Source organism: Clostridium carboxidivorans P7, assembly GCF_001038625.1.
GTDB classification, from domain to species: Bacteria; Bacillota; Clostridia; order Clostridiales; family Clostridiaceae; genus Clostridium_AM; species Clostridium_AM carboxidivorans.
The window spans coordinates 880,299-895,266 of record NZ_CP011803.1; the positions used below are offsets into that span (position 1 = coordinate 880,299).

Consider the following 14,968-nt stretch of genomic DNA (forward strand, 5'->3'; position numbering starts at 1 on the left):
ATGTTTTTTAATAGAATAAAGGAAGGATTTTTCTTATATAATTTTTATGAGTTTTGTAACAAATTAAATAGTATGTAAATATTATTTATTAATAGGGAACAAATTTTAGCCTTTTGTAGAATTCTGCAAAAAGCTAAAAAACAACGAATAGGAGGAAAAAGTTATGTCACATCATAAAGATGATATTAGAATTGATAAAGCAGAAGATACTCCTTTGGAAACAGAAAACATTTTAATAGGAGCAGGAGCATATAATAGCTCATGCAAATCATCAGATAATGGAAAAGGTGTAGGCGTAATGTACCAGCAACAGGGTGCTGTAAAGATACACAATGGAAGAATAATAGGTTGTGATAGTAATGGTTATATAGTAAAACACTGCTCAGATGCAAGTAAGGGAAGTCCTTTTAAATTTGATAAATTCTATTTTTATAGTGAAAAGTATTTTCATACCCATAATATCAATCATTCTCATGCATATGCTTTCATTGATATTGGTATAAGAGACAATAAACATGTATTTTGTTATTATGGAAAGGAAAAGGATGCTAAAAACCTTCATACTCATAATGGCGTATTTCATTCTTTTACCTATAAAGATCCTAAAACTAAGAAGTCTATAACCAGCAGTGATTTTAGTACTTTTTTAAGTTTTAGCACTTCACCTCATTTAGTAAGTAAGATAGTTTACTATCATTATGTTGAAGAATATGATAATAAAAAACATCAAACTGTTTTAAGATATGTAAAAACTTCAGCATCTGATATAAAGCATTACGGAGAAGTATCAAATAAATAATATATTAGCAAAAGAGCAATTTTAAAAACTTTACCTGGAGTTAATGGTGAATATGTTTCTAATAGTAAGTTCAGGCAATCTTTCCTAGGTATCTCAGGAGTATAAAATTTGCAAAACTAATTTATTTTTTAAAAAAGTTTGATATTATATAAATAAGAAATGCTTAGTGCTAGTAACACCAAGCATCTTTTTGTGATAGCTTAATTTGCCTGCTCTTATTTCAATCTGTAATTATTTCCCTTTTCACGCGTTTCTACAATGAAAAATTTTCACATTTCCAAAATTCTGCTTTCTATGATTTCATCTAATTTTATCCATATAAATTTTATTTGATTCTAACTAGTCTTTATATAAAGCTCAGGTAACTACTAATTAAATTCCATAAATAAAGGTTTATTCATGATAATGTAGAATAATTTTAAAAGAAATTTATTTGTGGGGGATTTAGAAATGATAAAAAGTAAGAACTATATGTGTGTTGGGATTGATGTGTGCAAAGGTAAGTGGGTGGCAGTAGCTTTAACGGAGAAAAGTTTTGAAGTTAATAAGTTTAATAGCATAGAAGAAATATGCGAGAAATATGAAAATGCAGATAGTATAATTATAGATATTCCTATTGGTCTTCCAGAAAATATTGATGATATACGTCCAGAAGTTGAAGCGAGAAGATATTTAAAAGGAAAGGCGTCAAGTATATTTAATGTTCCATGTAGACAAGCAGTTTATGCAGAAAATTATACAAAAGCAATTGAAGAAAATAAAACAAATCTTAAAGTGAGTTTAAGTCCATTATCTTATGCAATATGTAAAAAGATAAGGGAAGTAGATGAATTTTTAAATAAGGTACCAAAATGGAAAAATAAATTATTAGAAGGACATCCAGAAATATGTTTTTGTAAATTAAATGATGGACATGCAGTTTTGGAAAATAAAACAAAACCAGAAGGGCAGCAAAGAAGATTAGAAATACTAAAGAGATATTATAGTGAAAGTGATTTGGTAATAGATAAATACTTAAAAGACGTGCCAGCAAGAAAGAAAATAGATGATGTGATAGATGCATTAGTGTTGGCTGTTTCTGGAGCTATAGGTCTAGAAAATAAATTTGAGACAATACCTAAAGAACCTATGAAAGATAGAAGAGGAATAAAAATGCAAATGACTTATGGAAAGATATGAATGATTTTTTATAGTGGTTTGCTTAAGTAGGAATCATAGGTGTATTCCTACTTAAACAATTATATTTTACAGAATTAAATTTGGTAATTTTCTTTCAATAATGGAGTACAGTTGCCTGAATAATATATGCGCAAAATATGAAGAGCTCTGGTACAAGCGGTATATAGCAGAAGCCTTTCCTCCTCGCAGCAATAATTTTCATCTCCTGCATTATATATAAGAACTACATCAAATTCTAATCCTTTAGCAAGATATGCTGGGATTACCAAGGTATCACTTACATATTCATCATCATCCTTCAATATGGCTTTAACATGAACCCTTTCTTTTAAAAAATTATATACTTCATTTGCTTCTTTTACAGTCCTTGTTATAATACCAATGGATTTATAACCCTTCTCTTTATACGCTTTTATATCTTCGATAAATTTTTCTTTTATGGCTTTTTCACCTGAAAAACCAAGGATTAAAGGTTCAGCTCCACTTCTTTCTACACATCCATCAGTAATCTCCTTGGCAAGCAGCTTTCTGGAGAACTTAGTAATTTCCATGGTTGATCTGTAACTTTTGCTTAAATTTATTATGCAGGTATTATCTTTAGGAAATATATGAGAGATGTTGCTATAATCTCCTACATTCATAAATGGATTGATGGATTGATTAAGGTCACCCAGTATGGTTATATTAGCATGCTTAAAAAGCTGATAGAAGATTTCATACTGCAATGGCGTATAATCTTGTGCTTCATCAATAATAACATATTTTATTTCTGAGGTTTTGGGAATTCCTTCTAGTGCTCCTTTGAGATATAGAAGAGGAGGTTGATCCTCATAATTAAGCTTTTCAGACCTCAAATTCCCCAAAGTATAGCTTTTTATTTCGTCAATTTCCTTTTTGCTGTATCCAGTATTAAAATTTGCAGAAAAACATTCCAATTTCATAAAAAGCTTTTTATAAATATCCATTAAATCAAACTCTGTTATTTTATTGATTTCAGAATATATATCCTTCATTTCATTTTTTACAATAGCTATACTACGATTTCTAGCCTCTGTTTTATCTATATAAGAATCTGACTCCTTAAGTTCACTGGTTACTTCTTCAACCCAATCTTTTTCATAAGGTTCCATAAGAAATAATATTCTTTCTCTTATCTTTTGGAGTCTTCTTTTTAGTGGAAGCTGTATATAATCTTTAAAAAACAGCTCCTGCAAATCCTCAGAGGAGATTATTAACTTGTCTCTCACAATAATATCTTTAAAATTTCTATCTTCTTTTTCAGTATAGTCTACATATTTTTTTAATATATCTATAAATTGTATGGAAGATTTATATTTTATACTCATTATTCTTTTTTGATACATTGGTTCATTCTTAGCTGCAAGAATATTTTCCATCATTTCACTGTAATCTTCCTTTTTAAAAGTAGATTCTAAGACCTTTTGCATATATTCTTTAAATGTAGTTTGACACATATTGTCTTCTCCAAGCTGAGGTAATACATTGGAAATGTACTCATTAAAAATTTTATTTGGAGAAAATATTATTATATTTTTTGATGCTATTTTATCTCTATGCTTATATAAGATGTATGCAATTCTATGAAGAGCAATGGAAGTTTTTCCACTTCCAGCAGGCCCCTGAACAATCAAATTTTTATAATCCTCATTACGAATTACTTTATTTTGTTCTCTTTGAATAGTTGTCACTATATTCTTCATTTTACTATCAGTACTTTTGCTCAACATACCTTGAAGTATTTCATCATCAATATTTAAATTGCTATCAAACATATACTCAATTTTGCCATTATTAATTTTGTACTGTCTTTTTAAAGTAATTTCACCATGAATTTTTCCTTCAGGGCATGTATAATTAGCTTTTCCAATTTCATAATCATAGTACATGCTAGAAATGGGTGCTCTCCAATCATATACTAGAAAATCAAAATTGTCATTGATAAGATTGAAGATTCCAATATAACACTTTTGAGTTTTCTCATCTCCTTTTTCGAGAAAATCCATCCTCCCAAAGTAGGGAGATAAAAGTATTTTTTTATATTTTTCTTCAAGCTTTCTGACAAATTCATGTCTTTTTTTCTGTATTTTCATAGTTGTGATGAACTCCATAAAGTCTACAACTTGATCCAACCCATTAGTTATGGACAAAGAGCCTACATCCTGCCAAAGTTGCCTTTGTGTTTCAATAGAATCCTTTCTAAATTTTTCTTTAAAATCATGTTCTTCGTTAAATTGTTTTTGAGCTTCTTTGAGCACTTCTTGCAGCCATTCATTTTCCAGGTTCCATTCAAAGTTGTTCAATTAACCCCATCCTTTCATTAATAACAAATAATTAAGTAAGGTTACCATAAAAAAACATTGACATTGCTTTAAGAAAATAGTATAATATAATTGAGAAAATATATTATACATGAAATATAACGCTAGTAAATCTATATTATCATTTTTGTTTTGGTGTGTCAATAATTATGCACCTTTTTTCGTTAACTTTAATTATTAAAAAATCTTGCTCGTTATAATGTGAGCTTCTAGTCATACATTCTCTATTTCCAATACAATAGGTACAATGTAATTTATTAGGCAGTTCTTTTATTCACCCTTTAAACATGCTTCATAAACTAGTATAGAGATTATTATTAACAAAAATTGTTTCGGTTTTTGTAGAACATCAGACACTCTACAAAAACTGGAACAATTTTTTGTTGTTAAAGGCCGGCAAATATTAATTAAATTGCATAAATAAAGGTTTATTCATAATATACCTAGTGTGACAGCCCTATCCTAAAACGGAAGTAGATATTCGTAATTTTATATTTGTTGCTAGTCGCTTTTGGACATGAAAATTTTAAAAAGATTATTTACTCTAAAAAACACTAAACCAATAATAGATTTTCTTAATTCAGCCTATAAAGACAACATATCTTATGGAGCGAAGTTGTATTATGCCGATAATGATACATGTATATAATGAGTTGAAAATAGTTATAAAAGATACTTTAAAAGCTATAGATTTATCGTATAATAATAATAAGATAGCACTGGAAGATTATGATGAAATGACATCTGCAATAGAAAATATAAATTCATATTTTTTAAGCATGTACGGAAAATATACGGATTTCGATGAGGAGGTTAAATATATGGTGAAGAGCTTTTATGATCCAAAAGTTGAGGAAAGGGGAATAGAAAAAGGAAAGATAGAAATAGCATCAGAAATGATAAAAGAAGGAGAGCCTATGGAAAGAATTAAGAAGTACACAAAATTAGATGAAAATAAAATTTTAGAATTGATGAAGAGAATAGAAAGTGAAAAAGTTCAGTAAAATGTGGTGAAGTTCATCACATTTTTATTTTAAAACAACTTTATTTAAGGCTTTTCGGCGGGTTAACAAAGTGTTTTGTTGTAAAACAACAATATTAATGGTATATAATTTAAATAGTAATATAAATTTGGGGGGATTGTCTATGCATGAATTAACACAATTAATTAAAAATGATATGAAGCCTGCATTGGGAGTAACAGAACCAGGTGCAATTGCCTTTGCAGTAGCAAAAGCAAGAAGCTATACAAAAGGAAATGTGGTAAAAATAAATGTAGCAATGAACAGTGGTATGTATAAGAATGCGTTTACCTGCGGTATACCAAACAGCAGCGAGGTTGGTAATGTCTTTGCTGCAGCGCTGGGTTATGTGGCAGGGAATGCTGATAAAGGTCTTGAAGCATTAGAAAATGTAACAAGGGAGGATAACATAGAAGCTGATAAACTGGTAAAGGCTGGCGTTGTCACAGTTGAACTTAGGGGAATTACAAGCAAAATATTTATAGAAGCTGAAGTTATTACTGAAAGTGATACAGCTGTTGTTACCATAGAGGATTCACATACCAATATCACAAAGATTACTGTAAATGGGAAAGTAGAAATGGAACAAAAATGTCAAAAAGGCAATGACGCCGATGAGCTGCTAAATGGAGTATTTGATATACATAAATATACTCTTCAGCAATTATATGATTATATTACAACTGTTGATATTAAAGAAATAAGTTTTATAAAAGAAGCTTATAAGGTTAATCTGGAATTATATAATGAAGGGTTAAAAAACCCTAGAACAACATTTGCCAGACATCTTTTGAAAAACAATGAAGGAAAGGAAATTTCTAAAAATGAACAGGCTACTGCATCTTTGCTGTGTAATGCGGCAATTGAAGCTCGTGTAATTGGTTTGGATAAGCCAGCAATGAGTATTACAGGTTCTGGTGCCCATGGAATTATAGCTACCATGCCTTTGTATGCAGCTTATAAAGTAAATGGTTATACTGAAGAACAGCTGCTTCGTGCTACTGCGCTCAGCTATTTAGTTTGCATGTATATCAAAGAGTATTCTGGAAAGCTTTCAGCTTTTTGCGGTTGCGCAATAGCGGCAGGTTCTGGAATGGCATGCGCATTAGTATATTTACGAGGCGGAACTGTAGATATGATGTCCCATGTGCTGAATAATATAGCCAGCAGTATTACTGGTATGATATGCGATGGAGGAAATCAAGGCTGCACCATGAAAGGAATTGTTGCTGTAGATGCTGCCTATAAAGCTGTAGATTTTGCAATGAATGGTATATATATTGATAATGTACACGGCATTAATGGTAAAACTCCTGAAGAAACCATGAAGAATATGGGCTGTATTGCATCTCCAGGAATGATTGGCACCGAAAAAACCATTGTAGAGATTTTTGAAAACAAAAGGAAAGGTTATTAACCAATTGGACTTAAGTGATACAAGAGTGCAGTGGAAGTTTGGATTTTAACTTTTATTCCGTGATATATGGTAAGTGTCTCATCACGGCTAAATGTTTTAATTATTCTAAAGCTCGAAATTTTTGAAAACCTAAGAACTTTGTCAAACTCGGTTCCCTCAAACAGGACTAAAGTTCTAAGGTTTTCAAAAATTTTGAGCTAAGAATAATACTAAAACAATTTAGCTAATGTGATGAAACACTTACCATATATCACTATATAAAAGTTAAAATTCAAACTAATAACTTCAAGCGTACATATATATAATTAAATTGTCATAAGTTACTTTAGAAATTCAAAATTATATTTATCAATACCTTTGGATTGTTGAAAAATCTAATATGAAAATGCATAAATGTTTCAAATGCAGTTAATAATCAACAAAAGCACTGTTTTTACAGGATAAGCAATTTTTTATATTAGAATTACAGCAGTTACTACACAACTTTTTAGGTGGAGGGAGCTTTTAAGATATAGTGTATAAAAGCTTTTGAGTGAATTTAGGGGCTCTTATGTCTAAAATTTAAAAAATCTCGTAATTTGAATCAGGACGATTCAAGCCGCGAAAGTCCCAGGACGGGACATTTGAGCGGGTAGAGATTTTTTGAATTTTAGGCATTAGAGCTCCTTAATGAACGGCTGGCTTTTATACACTATATCTTCAATGCGGACTCCACCTAAAAAGTTGTGTCGCAATGTGCTTATATTAACTTAAAATAAATTACTATTATTTATTCTTTTTATAATGATTCATACTTAAAAAAATGTAAGACACTCCTAAAAGCATAAAAATAATTCCTGTAGAATATTTTTTATCAATCAATTCCATTGTTCCTGCAAATAAAAAACAAATACTTGAAAATAACCATAATTTCCATGATTTTATATTCAAAATTGCATCCCTCCTAAAGCTTAACTATTTGTTTGTCGATTAATTATACCACAACTCAACTTTTGCACGTACAAAGCTTTAATTTTCGCCACAAAAGTCGTTCTGTTTTTTATGGGGTACCAGATTCCATGAACGTAACAAGGATAATCTACAATAGTTATTGCATTATCAAACTCAATCATCCATATTCTATCAAGTATTTGCTCTCTTATGAGCACGGTTTCTTTGAAAATGACCAAATACAATCGTCTGTAGTCAGTATCGTTCATAATCAATTAAAAACATTCAAAATTTTGTTGACATTATGAATTGAATCGGTTACAATTAAATAAATCAATCAAAAACGTTTACAAAATGATTGATTTTGGAATGTATATTAAAAATAATTGAATGAAAGTGATGATTATATGTTTGCAGAGGAACGTCAAAAAAAAATATCAGAATTATTAAAGGAACAAAGTAGTTTAAAAGTAATTGAATTGACAGAAATATTCAATGTTTCTGAATCTACTATAAGAAGAGATTTACAAGAGATGGATGAAAAAGGTCTCTTAACCAGAACTCATGGAGGAGCAGTTAGCATACAAAGTACTAGTTTTGAACCTTCTTTTAAAGAAAAAGAAATAGAAGGTCATGATGAAAAAGTTATTATAGGAAAAATTGCAGCTTCCATGATAAAAGATGGAGATACAATTTTACTGGATTCAGGAACCACAACTTTAGAAGTAGCAAAGCACATAACTGCACATAGAGTTACAGTTATAACAAATTCCATAGATATATCAGCTGTTCTAGCAAATAATGAAAATATAGATCTTATTGTTACTGGTGGAAGTATGAGATTTACTACAAGAGCTATGGTTGGTTCTATAACCGAAAATGTATTAAAAAATTTTAGAGTTGATAAAGCTTTTATTGGAACTAATGGTATATCAATAGAAGAAGGTGTCACAACCCCTAATTTTATAGAAGCTCAAACTAAAAAAGTTATGATGAATGTATCAAATAAAGTTATTGTTTTAGCTGATAGCTCTAAATTTAATAAAGTATGCTTTTCCGTTATAAGTCCAATAAGAGCTGTATCTTCTATTATAACAAGTGGAAATTTAAACAAAGAAACTTTAAAAAATTTTGAGGATGCTGGTGTTGAAATAATTTGTACTGAACAGGAGGAATAAATGTGATAATAACAGTAACTTTAAATCCTGCTCTAGATAAAACTATTACATTAAATGGATTAAGTATTGGAAATGTAAATAGGGCAATTACTACAAGACAAGACATTGGCGGAAAAGGCATAAATGTCTCAAAAGTTTTAAAAAACTTTCATGTAAATTCTTTATGTACAGGTTTTTTAGGTGGCAACCTTGAGAATGTGTTTATCCAAGATTTAAAAAAAAGGGAACTAAGTAATGAATTTATCCATATTAAAAATGAAACAAGGACAAATACTAAAATAGTGGATAGTTTAAGTAATACAAATACAGATATAAATGAACCAGGTCCAAACATTAGTGAATACGAACTTGAAGCATTTATAAATAAATTTAAGTCAATATGTAACAAAGGAGATATTGTAGTTTTATCAGGTGGAGTAAGTCCATCCTTACCAGATGATATATATCTACAGTTAACAAAAATAGCAAAAGCAAAAGAAGCACTAGTAATTCTAGATGCAAGTGGAAATCTTTTGGAACAAGGCATAAAGGCTTGCCCTGATATTATTAAGCCTAACGATCATGAACTACAAAAATTGTTAAACTTAAGTGATGTCTCCGATGAAAGCATTATAAATGCAGCTAAACAACTAAACAGCCAGGGAATATCAAAAATTATGATTTCACTTGGAGAAAAAGGCGGAGTATTTGTAACAAAAAATGGTGTATATAAATGCCATGGACTTAAGGTTCCAGTAAAAAGTACTGTAGGTGCTGGAGATTCAATGGTAGCAGCTATAGTGTACAGCTTATTGAACAATTATGGTGATGAAGAAACTTTAAGATTTGCAACAGCCTGTGGTGCAGCTTCAGTATCACTTGAAGGTACTCAAGCTTGTACTTTAGAACAGGTAAAGAAATTATTAATAGATGTTAAATGTGAAATTAAGGAGGAATTTTAAATGGCAACAAAAGACATGTTTTCAAAGAACAGAATATGTTTTGATTTAAAAGCAACTAATAAAGATGAGGCTATAAAAGAGTTAATACAAGTTTTATATGATGATGGCAAAATAACTGACAAAGAAAAATTTAGACAAGCTGTTTTAAAAAGAGAAGAAGAATTTTCAACTGGTATAGGTATGGGAATTGCAATACCACATGGGAAAAGTGATGCTGTAAAGGAACCTTCTATAACTTTTGGAAGAAGTAATAAAGGTATAGATTATGAATCTATGGATGATAAACCAGCCTACTTATTTTTCCTTATATCTGTTCCAGAAGAATCAAGCGATATTCATTTAAGGGCATTAAGCGAAATTTCTAGAAAACTTATGCACACTGAAATAAGAGAAAAGTTATTTAAAGCACAGAGTTTTGAAGAATTCATAGAAGTTTTTGAATAAATAATAAAGGGGGAAAAAATTATGAAATTAGTAGCAGTAACGTCTTGTCCAACTGGTATAGCTCATACTTATATGGCAGCGGAAGCCCTTCAAATGGCAGCAAAGGAAATGGGGCATGAAATAAAAGTTGAAACTCAAGGTTCTGTAGGTGCTGAAAATGTAATTACAGAGCAGGAGTTAAAAGAAGCAGATGCAGTTATAATTGCAGCAGATACAAATGTTGATATGTCAAGATTTGTAGGCAAAGCAATGGTAAAAGTTTCAGTTAAAGATGCAATTAAGGATTCTAAAGACCTTATAAACAGAGCTTTGGCTGCTAAACCAGCAGAAAGAAAAGCTGATACAAAAATGCCAGTAGTTGAAAAGAAAGAGAAAACAGGTGTGTACAAGCACTTAATGACAGGTGTATCCTTCATGATACCATTTGTTGCAGCTGGTGGTCTTTTAATAGCTTTAGGTTTCGCACTTGGTGGAATTTATGTTTATAACTGCCCTGGAACTCTAGCAGAAGCGTTGTTCAACACAGGTAAAGGAGTATTTGCTCTTATGTTACCAGTTCTATCAGGATATATTGCTTATTCAATAGCTGATAGACCAGGTATTGCAGCTGGTTTTGTAGGTGGTTCTCTTGCAAGTGGAGCAATTTATAGTGGACAATTTTTAGCTCATCCGCCAGCAGCTGGCAGCAGTGGATTTTTAGGTGCTTTAATCACAGGTTTCTTAGCAGGTTATATAGTTTTAGGCTTAAAGAAGATTATTAAACTTCCAAAAACATTAGAAGGTTTAATGCCAGTTTTAATATTACCATTACTTTCAGTAGCACTAATTGGTTTAATATACTTATTTATCTTAGGCACTCCTCTTATAGCTATAAATACAGCTTTACTAGCTTGGTTAAAAGGCTTGGCAGGTGCAAATGCAGCAGTTCTTGGTTTAATTCTTGGATGCATGATGGCATTTGATATGGGTGGTCCAGTTAATAAAGCAGCTTATGTTTTTGGTACAGGTACAATAGTAGCAGGTGGTTCTCCAATAATGGCAGCAGTTATGGTAGCTGGAATGACTCCTCCACTTGGAATAGCTTTAGCTTCAACAGTACTCGCTAAAAAGAAATTTACAGATGCAGAAAGAGAAGCAGGAAAAGCAGCTTGGGCACTTGGATTATCCTTTATAACAGAAGGTGCTATACCATTTGCAGCAGCAGACCCATTAAGAGTAATACCTGCAAACATGGCAGGTTCTGCAGTTGCAGGAGCACTATCAATGATGCTTGGTTGTAAACTTGCAGTTCCTCATGGTGGGGCATGGGTTTTAGCAATTCCAAATGTTGTAACAAACCTTGGTGGATACTTAATTGCTTTAGTAGCAGGTACTGTAGTAACAGCTGTGATACTTTCAGTAGTTAAGAAAAATATTGAATAGATATAAATATTAGTTTTAAGAACTGCCTTACAATAGAAAGTAATTTCTAAAGTAAGACAGTTCTTGCTTGTTTTGAACTCAACTTTCGCAAATATAATTTTGACTTAATATGAGCATGATGCGATGCAACTTTTTTAGAGGACAGAGGACAATTGACAGAGGACAGTGAAGGATGATTTTTCTCCGCTTTGCTACTAAAAATCTTTAATTAAATTTTTGATGACTCGTTTCGCTAAAGCGAAACATTGCTGACTTATATAAATTTAAAGCTTATTTTGCGTTAGCAAAACAAGTTTAAAAATAAATTAGTTTTCCGACGTAGAGAGGAAAACTTACCTTCACTGTCCTCTGTCCTCTGTCAATTGTCCTTTAAAAGTTTGTTTGTGAATATAATAGAAGATTACCATTTCAATATCATTTAGTCCTTGTTTAAGCAGTTCATAGGAGCCTTCGTGAAGGCACCAATCGTAAATTGTACCTCTGGATATTCTAAGCAGCGTATCTGTTATTTCTTCTGCTGAACCTCTGAATTCATTATTATCAATGGATGTCTTGACTACCTTAAGTAGAGCCTTATAAAAAAATCTATTTTTATTTAAAATGTATTTTTCTTCATTACTAAGTTGATTTTTAAAAAACTGAGTTGCCAAAATAGAACTATCATTTTTAAGCATCAAAAGTTGAGTAGACATTAGAAAACGAATGGTTTCCAATGTTGATTTTTGAGTATAAGAATCCCACTCTTCCTTTAATTTTTCATCTAATGCGTTAAAGGCTTCATTAATAATGCTTTCCTTTGACTGAAAATGATGATAAAAAGCTCCAACAGAAACATTTGCAGCTTTACATATATCACTTATCTTTACTTTTTCATAGGACATTTTAGCAAATAGGTTTACAGCACAACAATATATTTTATTTTTAGTTTCAATAGATTGCTTTTGTCTTGTTGTTAAGTTATTCATAATTAAAGTTCCTTATTTAAAAAAGATTTTTCCATCACTACCAGTGCTAACCCCTCATTTTTTATCAAAATGAGGGATAAGCACTGCTACGCGCCTGGATAACGCCTTCTAAGTGCTAAAGACACTAAGAAGCCTGTTAATTTTAAATATAGCACTGATTGAAAATCAAGTCAATTTTGTGGTTATTTCAAGTTTGACATCTTAAAATTCCAGTGTTACGATTTATACAGAATGATATTCGGTGAATTTAATTCTATAAATTGTATGAGAGGAAGTGTACATTTATGTCTAATAAATATTCTAATCTATTTCAACCTATTAAAATTGGAAATATGGAAGTGAAAAATAGGATTGCTATGATGCCAATGGGGGTATTTTCTCCAAGATTAATGAATAATGATGGCAGCTATTCTAAAGATGGTGCCGATTATTACATTGAAAGAGCTAAGGGAGGTACAGGTTTAATCGTCACTGGTTTAGTACCAGTTGTTAGTATTCGTAAAGGAATGCCCTGTATAGTTAATAATCCAGAAACTTATGTTAAAAATCAGAAGTATTTAACTGAAGGAATACATAAGTATGGCAGCAAAGTTGTTATTCAATTAAGTGGGCTAACAGGAAGAGCTGGCGCTCATGGTACAGAACCTGTGCCAGCAGAAATACAAAATGTGTGGGATCCAACAAAAAAGAATCCTGGAATGACTAAAGAAGACATCAAACAGTTGATTAAAAGTTTTGCTCAAGGTGCTTATCTTGCTAAGAAGGCAGGAGCTGATGGAGTGGAAATTCATGCTGTACACGAAGGATATTTGCTAGATCAGTTTGTTATTGCTTCTATGAATTACAGAACTGATGAATACGGAGGCTCTTTGGAAAATAGATTAAGGCTTCCAATAGAAATTGTACAAGCTATTAAAGCTGAATGTGGTAAGGATTTTCCTGTGCTGCTTAGGTTTAGTGTAAAAAGTTATATTAAAGCCTTTAATCGTGGTGCGCTTCCAGGTGAAGAATTTGAAGAATTCGGAAGAGATATAGAAGAAAGTAAAATCATTGCCAAAGCTTTACAGGATGCAGGTTATGACGCTTTAGACTGTGATAATGGAAGTTACGATTCATGGTTTTGGCCTCATCCACCAACATATATGCCAAAGGCATGTAATTTAAAGGATGTAAGAGAAATAAAGAAAGTTGTTGATATACCAGTAATTTGTGCAGGTCGTTTTGATGATCCAGAATTAGCAGATAAGGTAATTGGTGATGGCGAAATTGACATGATGGGAATGGGTCGTCCATTATTAGCAGATCCTTATATAACACAAAAGTTTGAAAATGGTGATTTGGATAATATAAGACCATGTATATGCTGTCATCAAGGATGTCTTGGACGTGTATTTCAGGGAAAAGATATTTCCTGTGCTTTAAATCCTGCTTGTGGAAGGGAAGTAAGTTATGAGATTAAGAAGGCAGCTTTAAAGAAAAAAGTTTTAGTTGTTGGTGGTGGAATTGGAGGTATGGAAGCAGCTCGTGTATCTGCCTTAAGAGGCCATAGTGTTGATTTATATGAGAAGAATGCAAATCTTGGAGGAGTTTTTACTTCTGCTGCTGCACCAGATTTTAAGGATGATGATAAAAAACTATTAAGCTGGTATAAAAAGCAGATAAGGGATTTAAAGATAAATGTTCACTTGAATGCTGAAGTAACTGAAGAGTTTATTAAAAATAATAACTATGATGAAGTATTTATAGCAACTGGAGCTAAAGAAAGAACTTTACAGGCAGAAGGTTTAGAGGGAGATAATGTTACCTATGCAATTGATACTTTATTAAAAGGAAATGTAAAAGGTGAAAGTGTATTAATTATTGGAGGTGGCTTAACTGGATGTGAAATTGCCTATGATTTAAGTAAAAAGGGCAAAAAAGTTACTATTATTGAATTAAGTGAAACTATATTGAATGTTATGGGGTTGTCTGCAGCTAATTATAATATGCTTATGGAATTACTTGATTATTATAAGGTAGATGTAATTAAAAATGCTTCACTTATAAAATATCAAGATGGAACTGCTGAAATAAAAGTAATACAGAAAAATTATCCTAATAGCAACAATCGTGCAAGGTTCCCTTATGCTATAGGGCCTCAGGGAATAGCAACTACTGTCAAACTTCCAGTTGATCATATTGTAGTTTCAATAGGTTATATAAGCAATAATAGTCTTTATGAAGCTGTTAAGGGTGACAATGTCTATCTTATTGGAGATGCAAAGTTCCCTACAAATGTAATGGAAGCTATATGGTCTGCTTATGAAATTGCTATGGAGATATAGTTAGGAGG

At 31.4% G+C, this 14,968-nt stretch carries 12 protein-coding genes; 9 read left to right on the forward strand and 3 right to left on the reverse strand.

The window, feature by feature from the left end; translation table 11 throughout:
* The first annotated feature begins 163 nt into the window (after positions 1-163).
* The gene (locus Ccar_RS03810) at positions 164-799 is read left to right on the forward strand and encodes a hypothetical protein (RefSeq protein ID WP_007063978.1); all 636 of its coding nucleotides are present in this window, start codon (positions 164-166) and stop codon (positions 797-799) included.
* Positions 800-1,249: 450 nt separating this feature from the next.
* Entirely contained in the window at positions 1,250-1,978 is a 729-nt protein-coding gene (locus Ccar_RS03815) for a DUF429 domain-containing protein (protein WP_007063977.1), read from the forward strand.
* Between the two features lie 74 nt (positions 1,979-2,052).
* Here the strand turns inward: Ccar_RS03815 and helD are convergent, their stop codons facing one another.
* Positions 2,053-4,299 carry an RNA polymerase recycling motor HelD gene (gene helD, locus Ccar_RS03820; protein WP_007063976.1) on the reverse strand — a complete coding sequence of 749 codons (2,247 nt, stop codon included), beginning with the start codon at positions 4,297-4,299 and terminating at the stop codon, positions 2,053-2,055.
* Between the two features lie 641 nt (positions 4,300-4,940).
* On the opposite strand from helD, the gene Ccar_RS03825 reads away from it, so the two are divergent.
* Positions 4,941-5,321, forward strand: a complete 381-nt coding sequence (locus Ccar_RS03825) for a hypothetical protein (RefSeq protein ID WP_007063975.1) — start codon at positions 4,941-4,943, stop codon at positions 5,319-5,321.
* 142 nt (positions 5,322-5,463) lie between these two features.
* Positions 5,464-6,756 (forward strand): L-cysteine desulfidase family protein, encoded by a 1,293-nt coding sequence (locus Ccar_RS03830; RefSeq protein ID WP_035775519.1) that lies wholly within the window; start codon positions 5,464-5,466, stop codon positions 6,754-6,756.
* Positions 6,757-7,521: 765 nt separating this feature from the next.
* Here Ccar_RS03830 and Ccar_RS26965 read toward each other — a convergent pair.
* The gene (locus tag Ccar_RS26965) at positions 7,522-7,686 is read right to left on the reverse strand and encodes a hypothetical protein (protein WP_007060447.1); all 165 of its coding nucleotides are present in this window, start codon (positions 7,684-7,686) and stop codon (positions 7,522-7,524) included.
* A 407-nt stretch (positions 7,687-8,093) separates the two neighbouring features.
* Between Ccar_RS26965 and Ccar_RS03835 the strand changes: the two genes are divergently transcribed.
* Genes Ccar_RS03835 through Ccar_RS03850 form a run of 4 tightly spaced genes read left to right on the forward strand, consistent with a single transcriptional unit; the run spans position 8,094 to position 11,671 of the window.
* On the forward strand, positions 8,094-8,864 hold the full coding sequence (locus Ccar_RS03835) for a DeoR/GlpR family DNA-binding transcription regulator (RefSeq protein ID WP_048029897.1): 771 nt from the start codon (positions 8,094-8,096) through the stop codon (positions 8,862-8,864).
* 2 nt (positions 8,865-8,866) lie between these two features.
* A complete protein-coding gene (gene pfkB / locus Ccar_RS03840) occupies positions 8,867-9,805 on the forward strand; it encodes a 1-phosphofructokinase (protein ID WP_007060445.1) in 939 nt (312 codons plus the stop codon).
* Positions 9,806-10,249, forward strand: a complete 444-nt coding sequence (locus tag Ccar_RS03845; RefSeq protein WP_007060444.1) for a PTS sugar transporter subunit IIA — start codon at positions 9,806-9,808, stop codon at positions 10,247-10,249. It abuts the gene before it with no gap.
* A gap of 21 nt (positions 10,250-10,270) precedes the next feature.
* Positions 10,271-11,671: a PTS fructose transporter subunit IIC gene (locus Ccar_RS03850; protein WP_007060443.1), complete on the forward strand. Its 1,401-nt coding sequence runs from the start codon at positions 10,271-10,273 to the stop codon at positions 11,669-11,671.
* Positions 11,672-12,009: 338 nt separating this feature from the next.
* Here the strand turns inward: Ccar_RS03850 and Ccar_RS03855 are convergent, their stop codons facing one another.
* Positions 12,010-12,636 carry a TetR/AcrR family transcriptional regulator gene (locus Ccar_RS03855; protein ID WP_007060442.1) on the reverse strand — a complete coding sequence of 209 codons (627 nt, stop codon included), beginning with the start codon at positions 12,634-12,636 and terminating at the stop codon, positions 12,010-12,012.
* Between the two features lie 284 nt (positions 12,637-12,920).
* On the opposite strand from Ccar_RS03855, the gene Ccar_RS03860 reads away from it, so the two are divergent.
* Positions 12,921-14,960, forward strand: coding sequence for an FAD-dependent oxidoreductase (locus Ccar_RS03860; RefSeq protein ID WP_048029900.1), 2,040 nt, complete (start codon positions 12,921-12,923; stop codon positions 14,958-14,960).
* Positions 14,961-14,968: the final 8 nt, after the last annotated feature.

Bases quoted from the DNA above. Each gene is read 5' to 3' on its own strand.
- Ccar_RS03835 (WP_048029897.1), top strand. From the start codon at position 8,094: ATGTTTGCAGAGGAACGTCAAAAAAAAATATCAGAATTATTAAAGGAA.
- Ccar_RS03845 (WP_007060444.1), top strand. From the start codon at position 9,806: ATGGCAACAAAAGACATGTTTTCAAAGAACAGAATATGTTTTGATTTA.
- Ccar_RS03830 (WP_035775519.1), top strand. From the start codon at position 5,464: ATGCATGAATTAACACAATTAATTAAAAATGATATGAAGCCTGCATTG.
- Ccar_RS03815 (WP_007063977.1), top strand. From the start codon at position 1,250: ATGATAAAAAGTAAGAACTATATGTGTGTTGGGATTGATGTGTGCAAA.
- Ccar_RS03860 (WP_048029900.1), top strand. From the start codon at position 12,921: ATGTCTAATAAATATTCTAATCTATTTCAACCTATTAAAATTGGAAAT.
- Ccar_RS03850 (WP_007060443.1), top strand. From the start codon at position 10,271: ATGAAATTAGTAGCAGTAACGTCTTGTCCAACTGGTATAGCTCATACT.
- Ccar_RS03825 (WP_007063975.1), top strand. From the start codon at position 4,941: ATGCCGATAATGATACATGTATATAATGAGTTGAAAATAGTTATAAAA.
- Ccar_RS03810 (WP_007063978.1), top strand. From the start codon at position 164: ATGTCACATCATAAAGATGATATTAGAATTGATAAAGCAGAAGATACT.
- Ccar_RS03855 (WP_007060442.1), bottom strand. From the start codon at position 12,636: ATGAATAACTTAACAACAAGACAAAAGCAATCTATTGAAACTAAAAAT.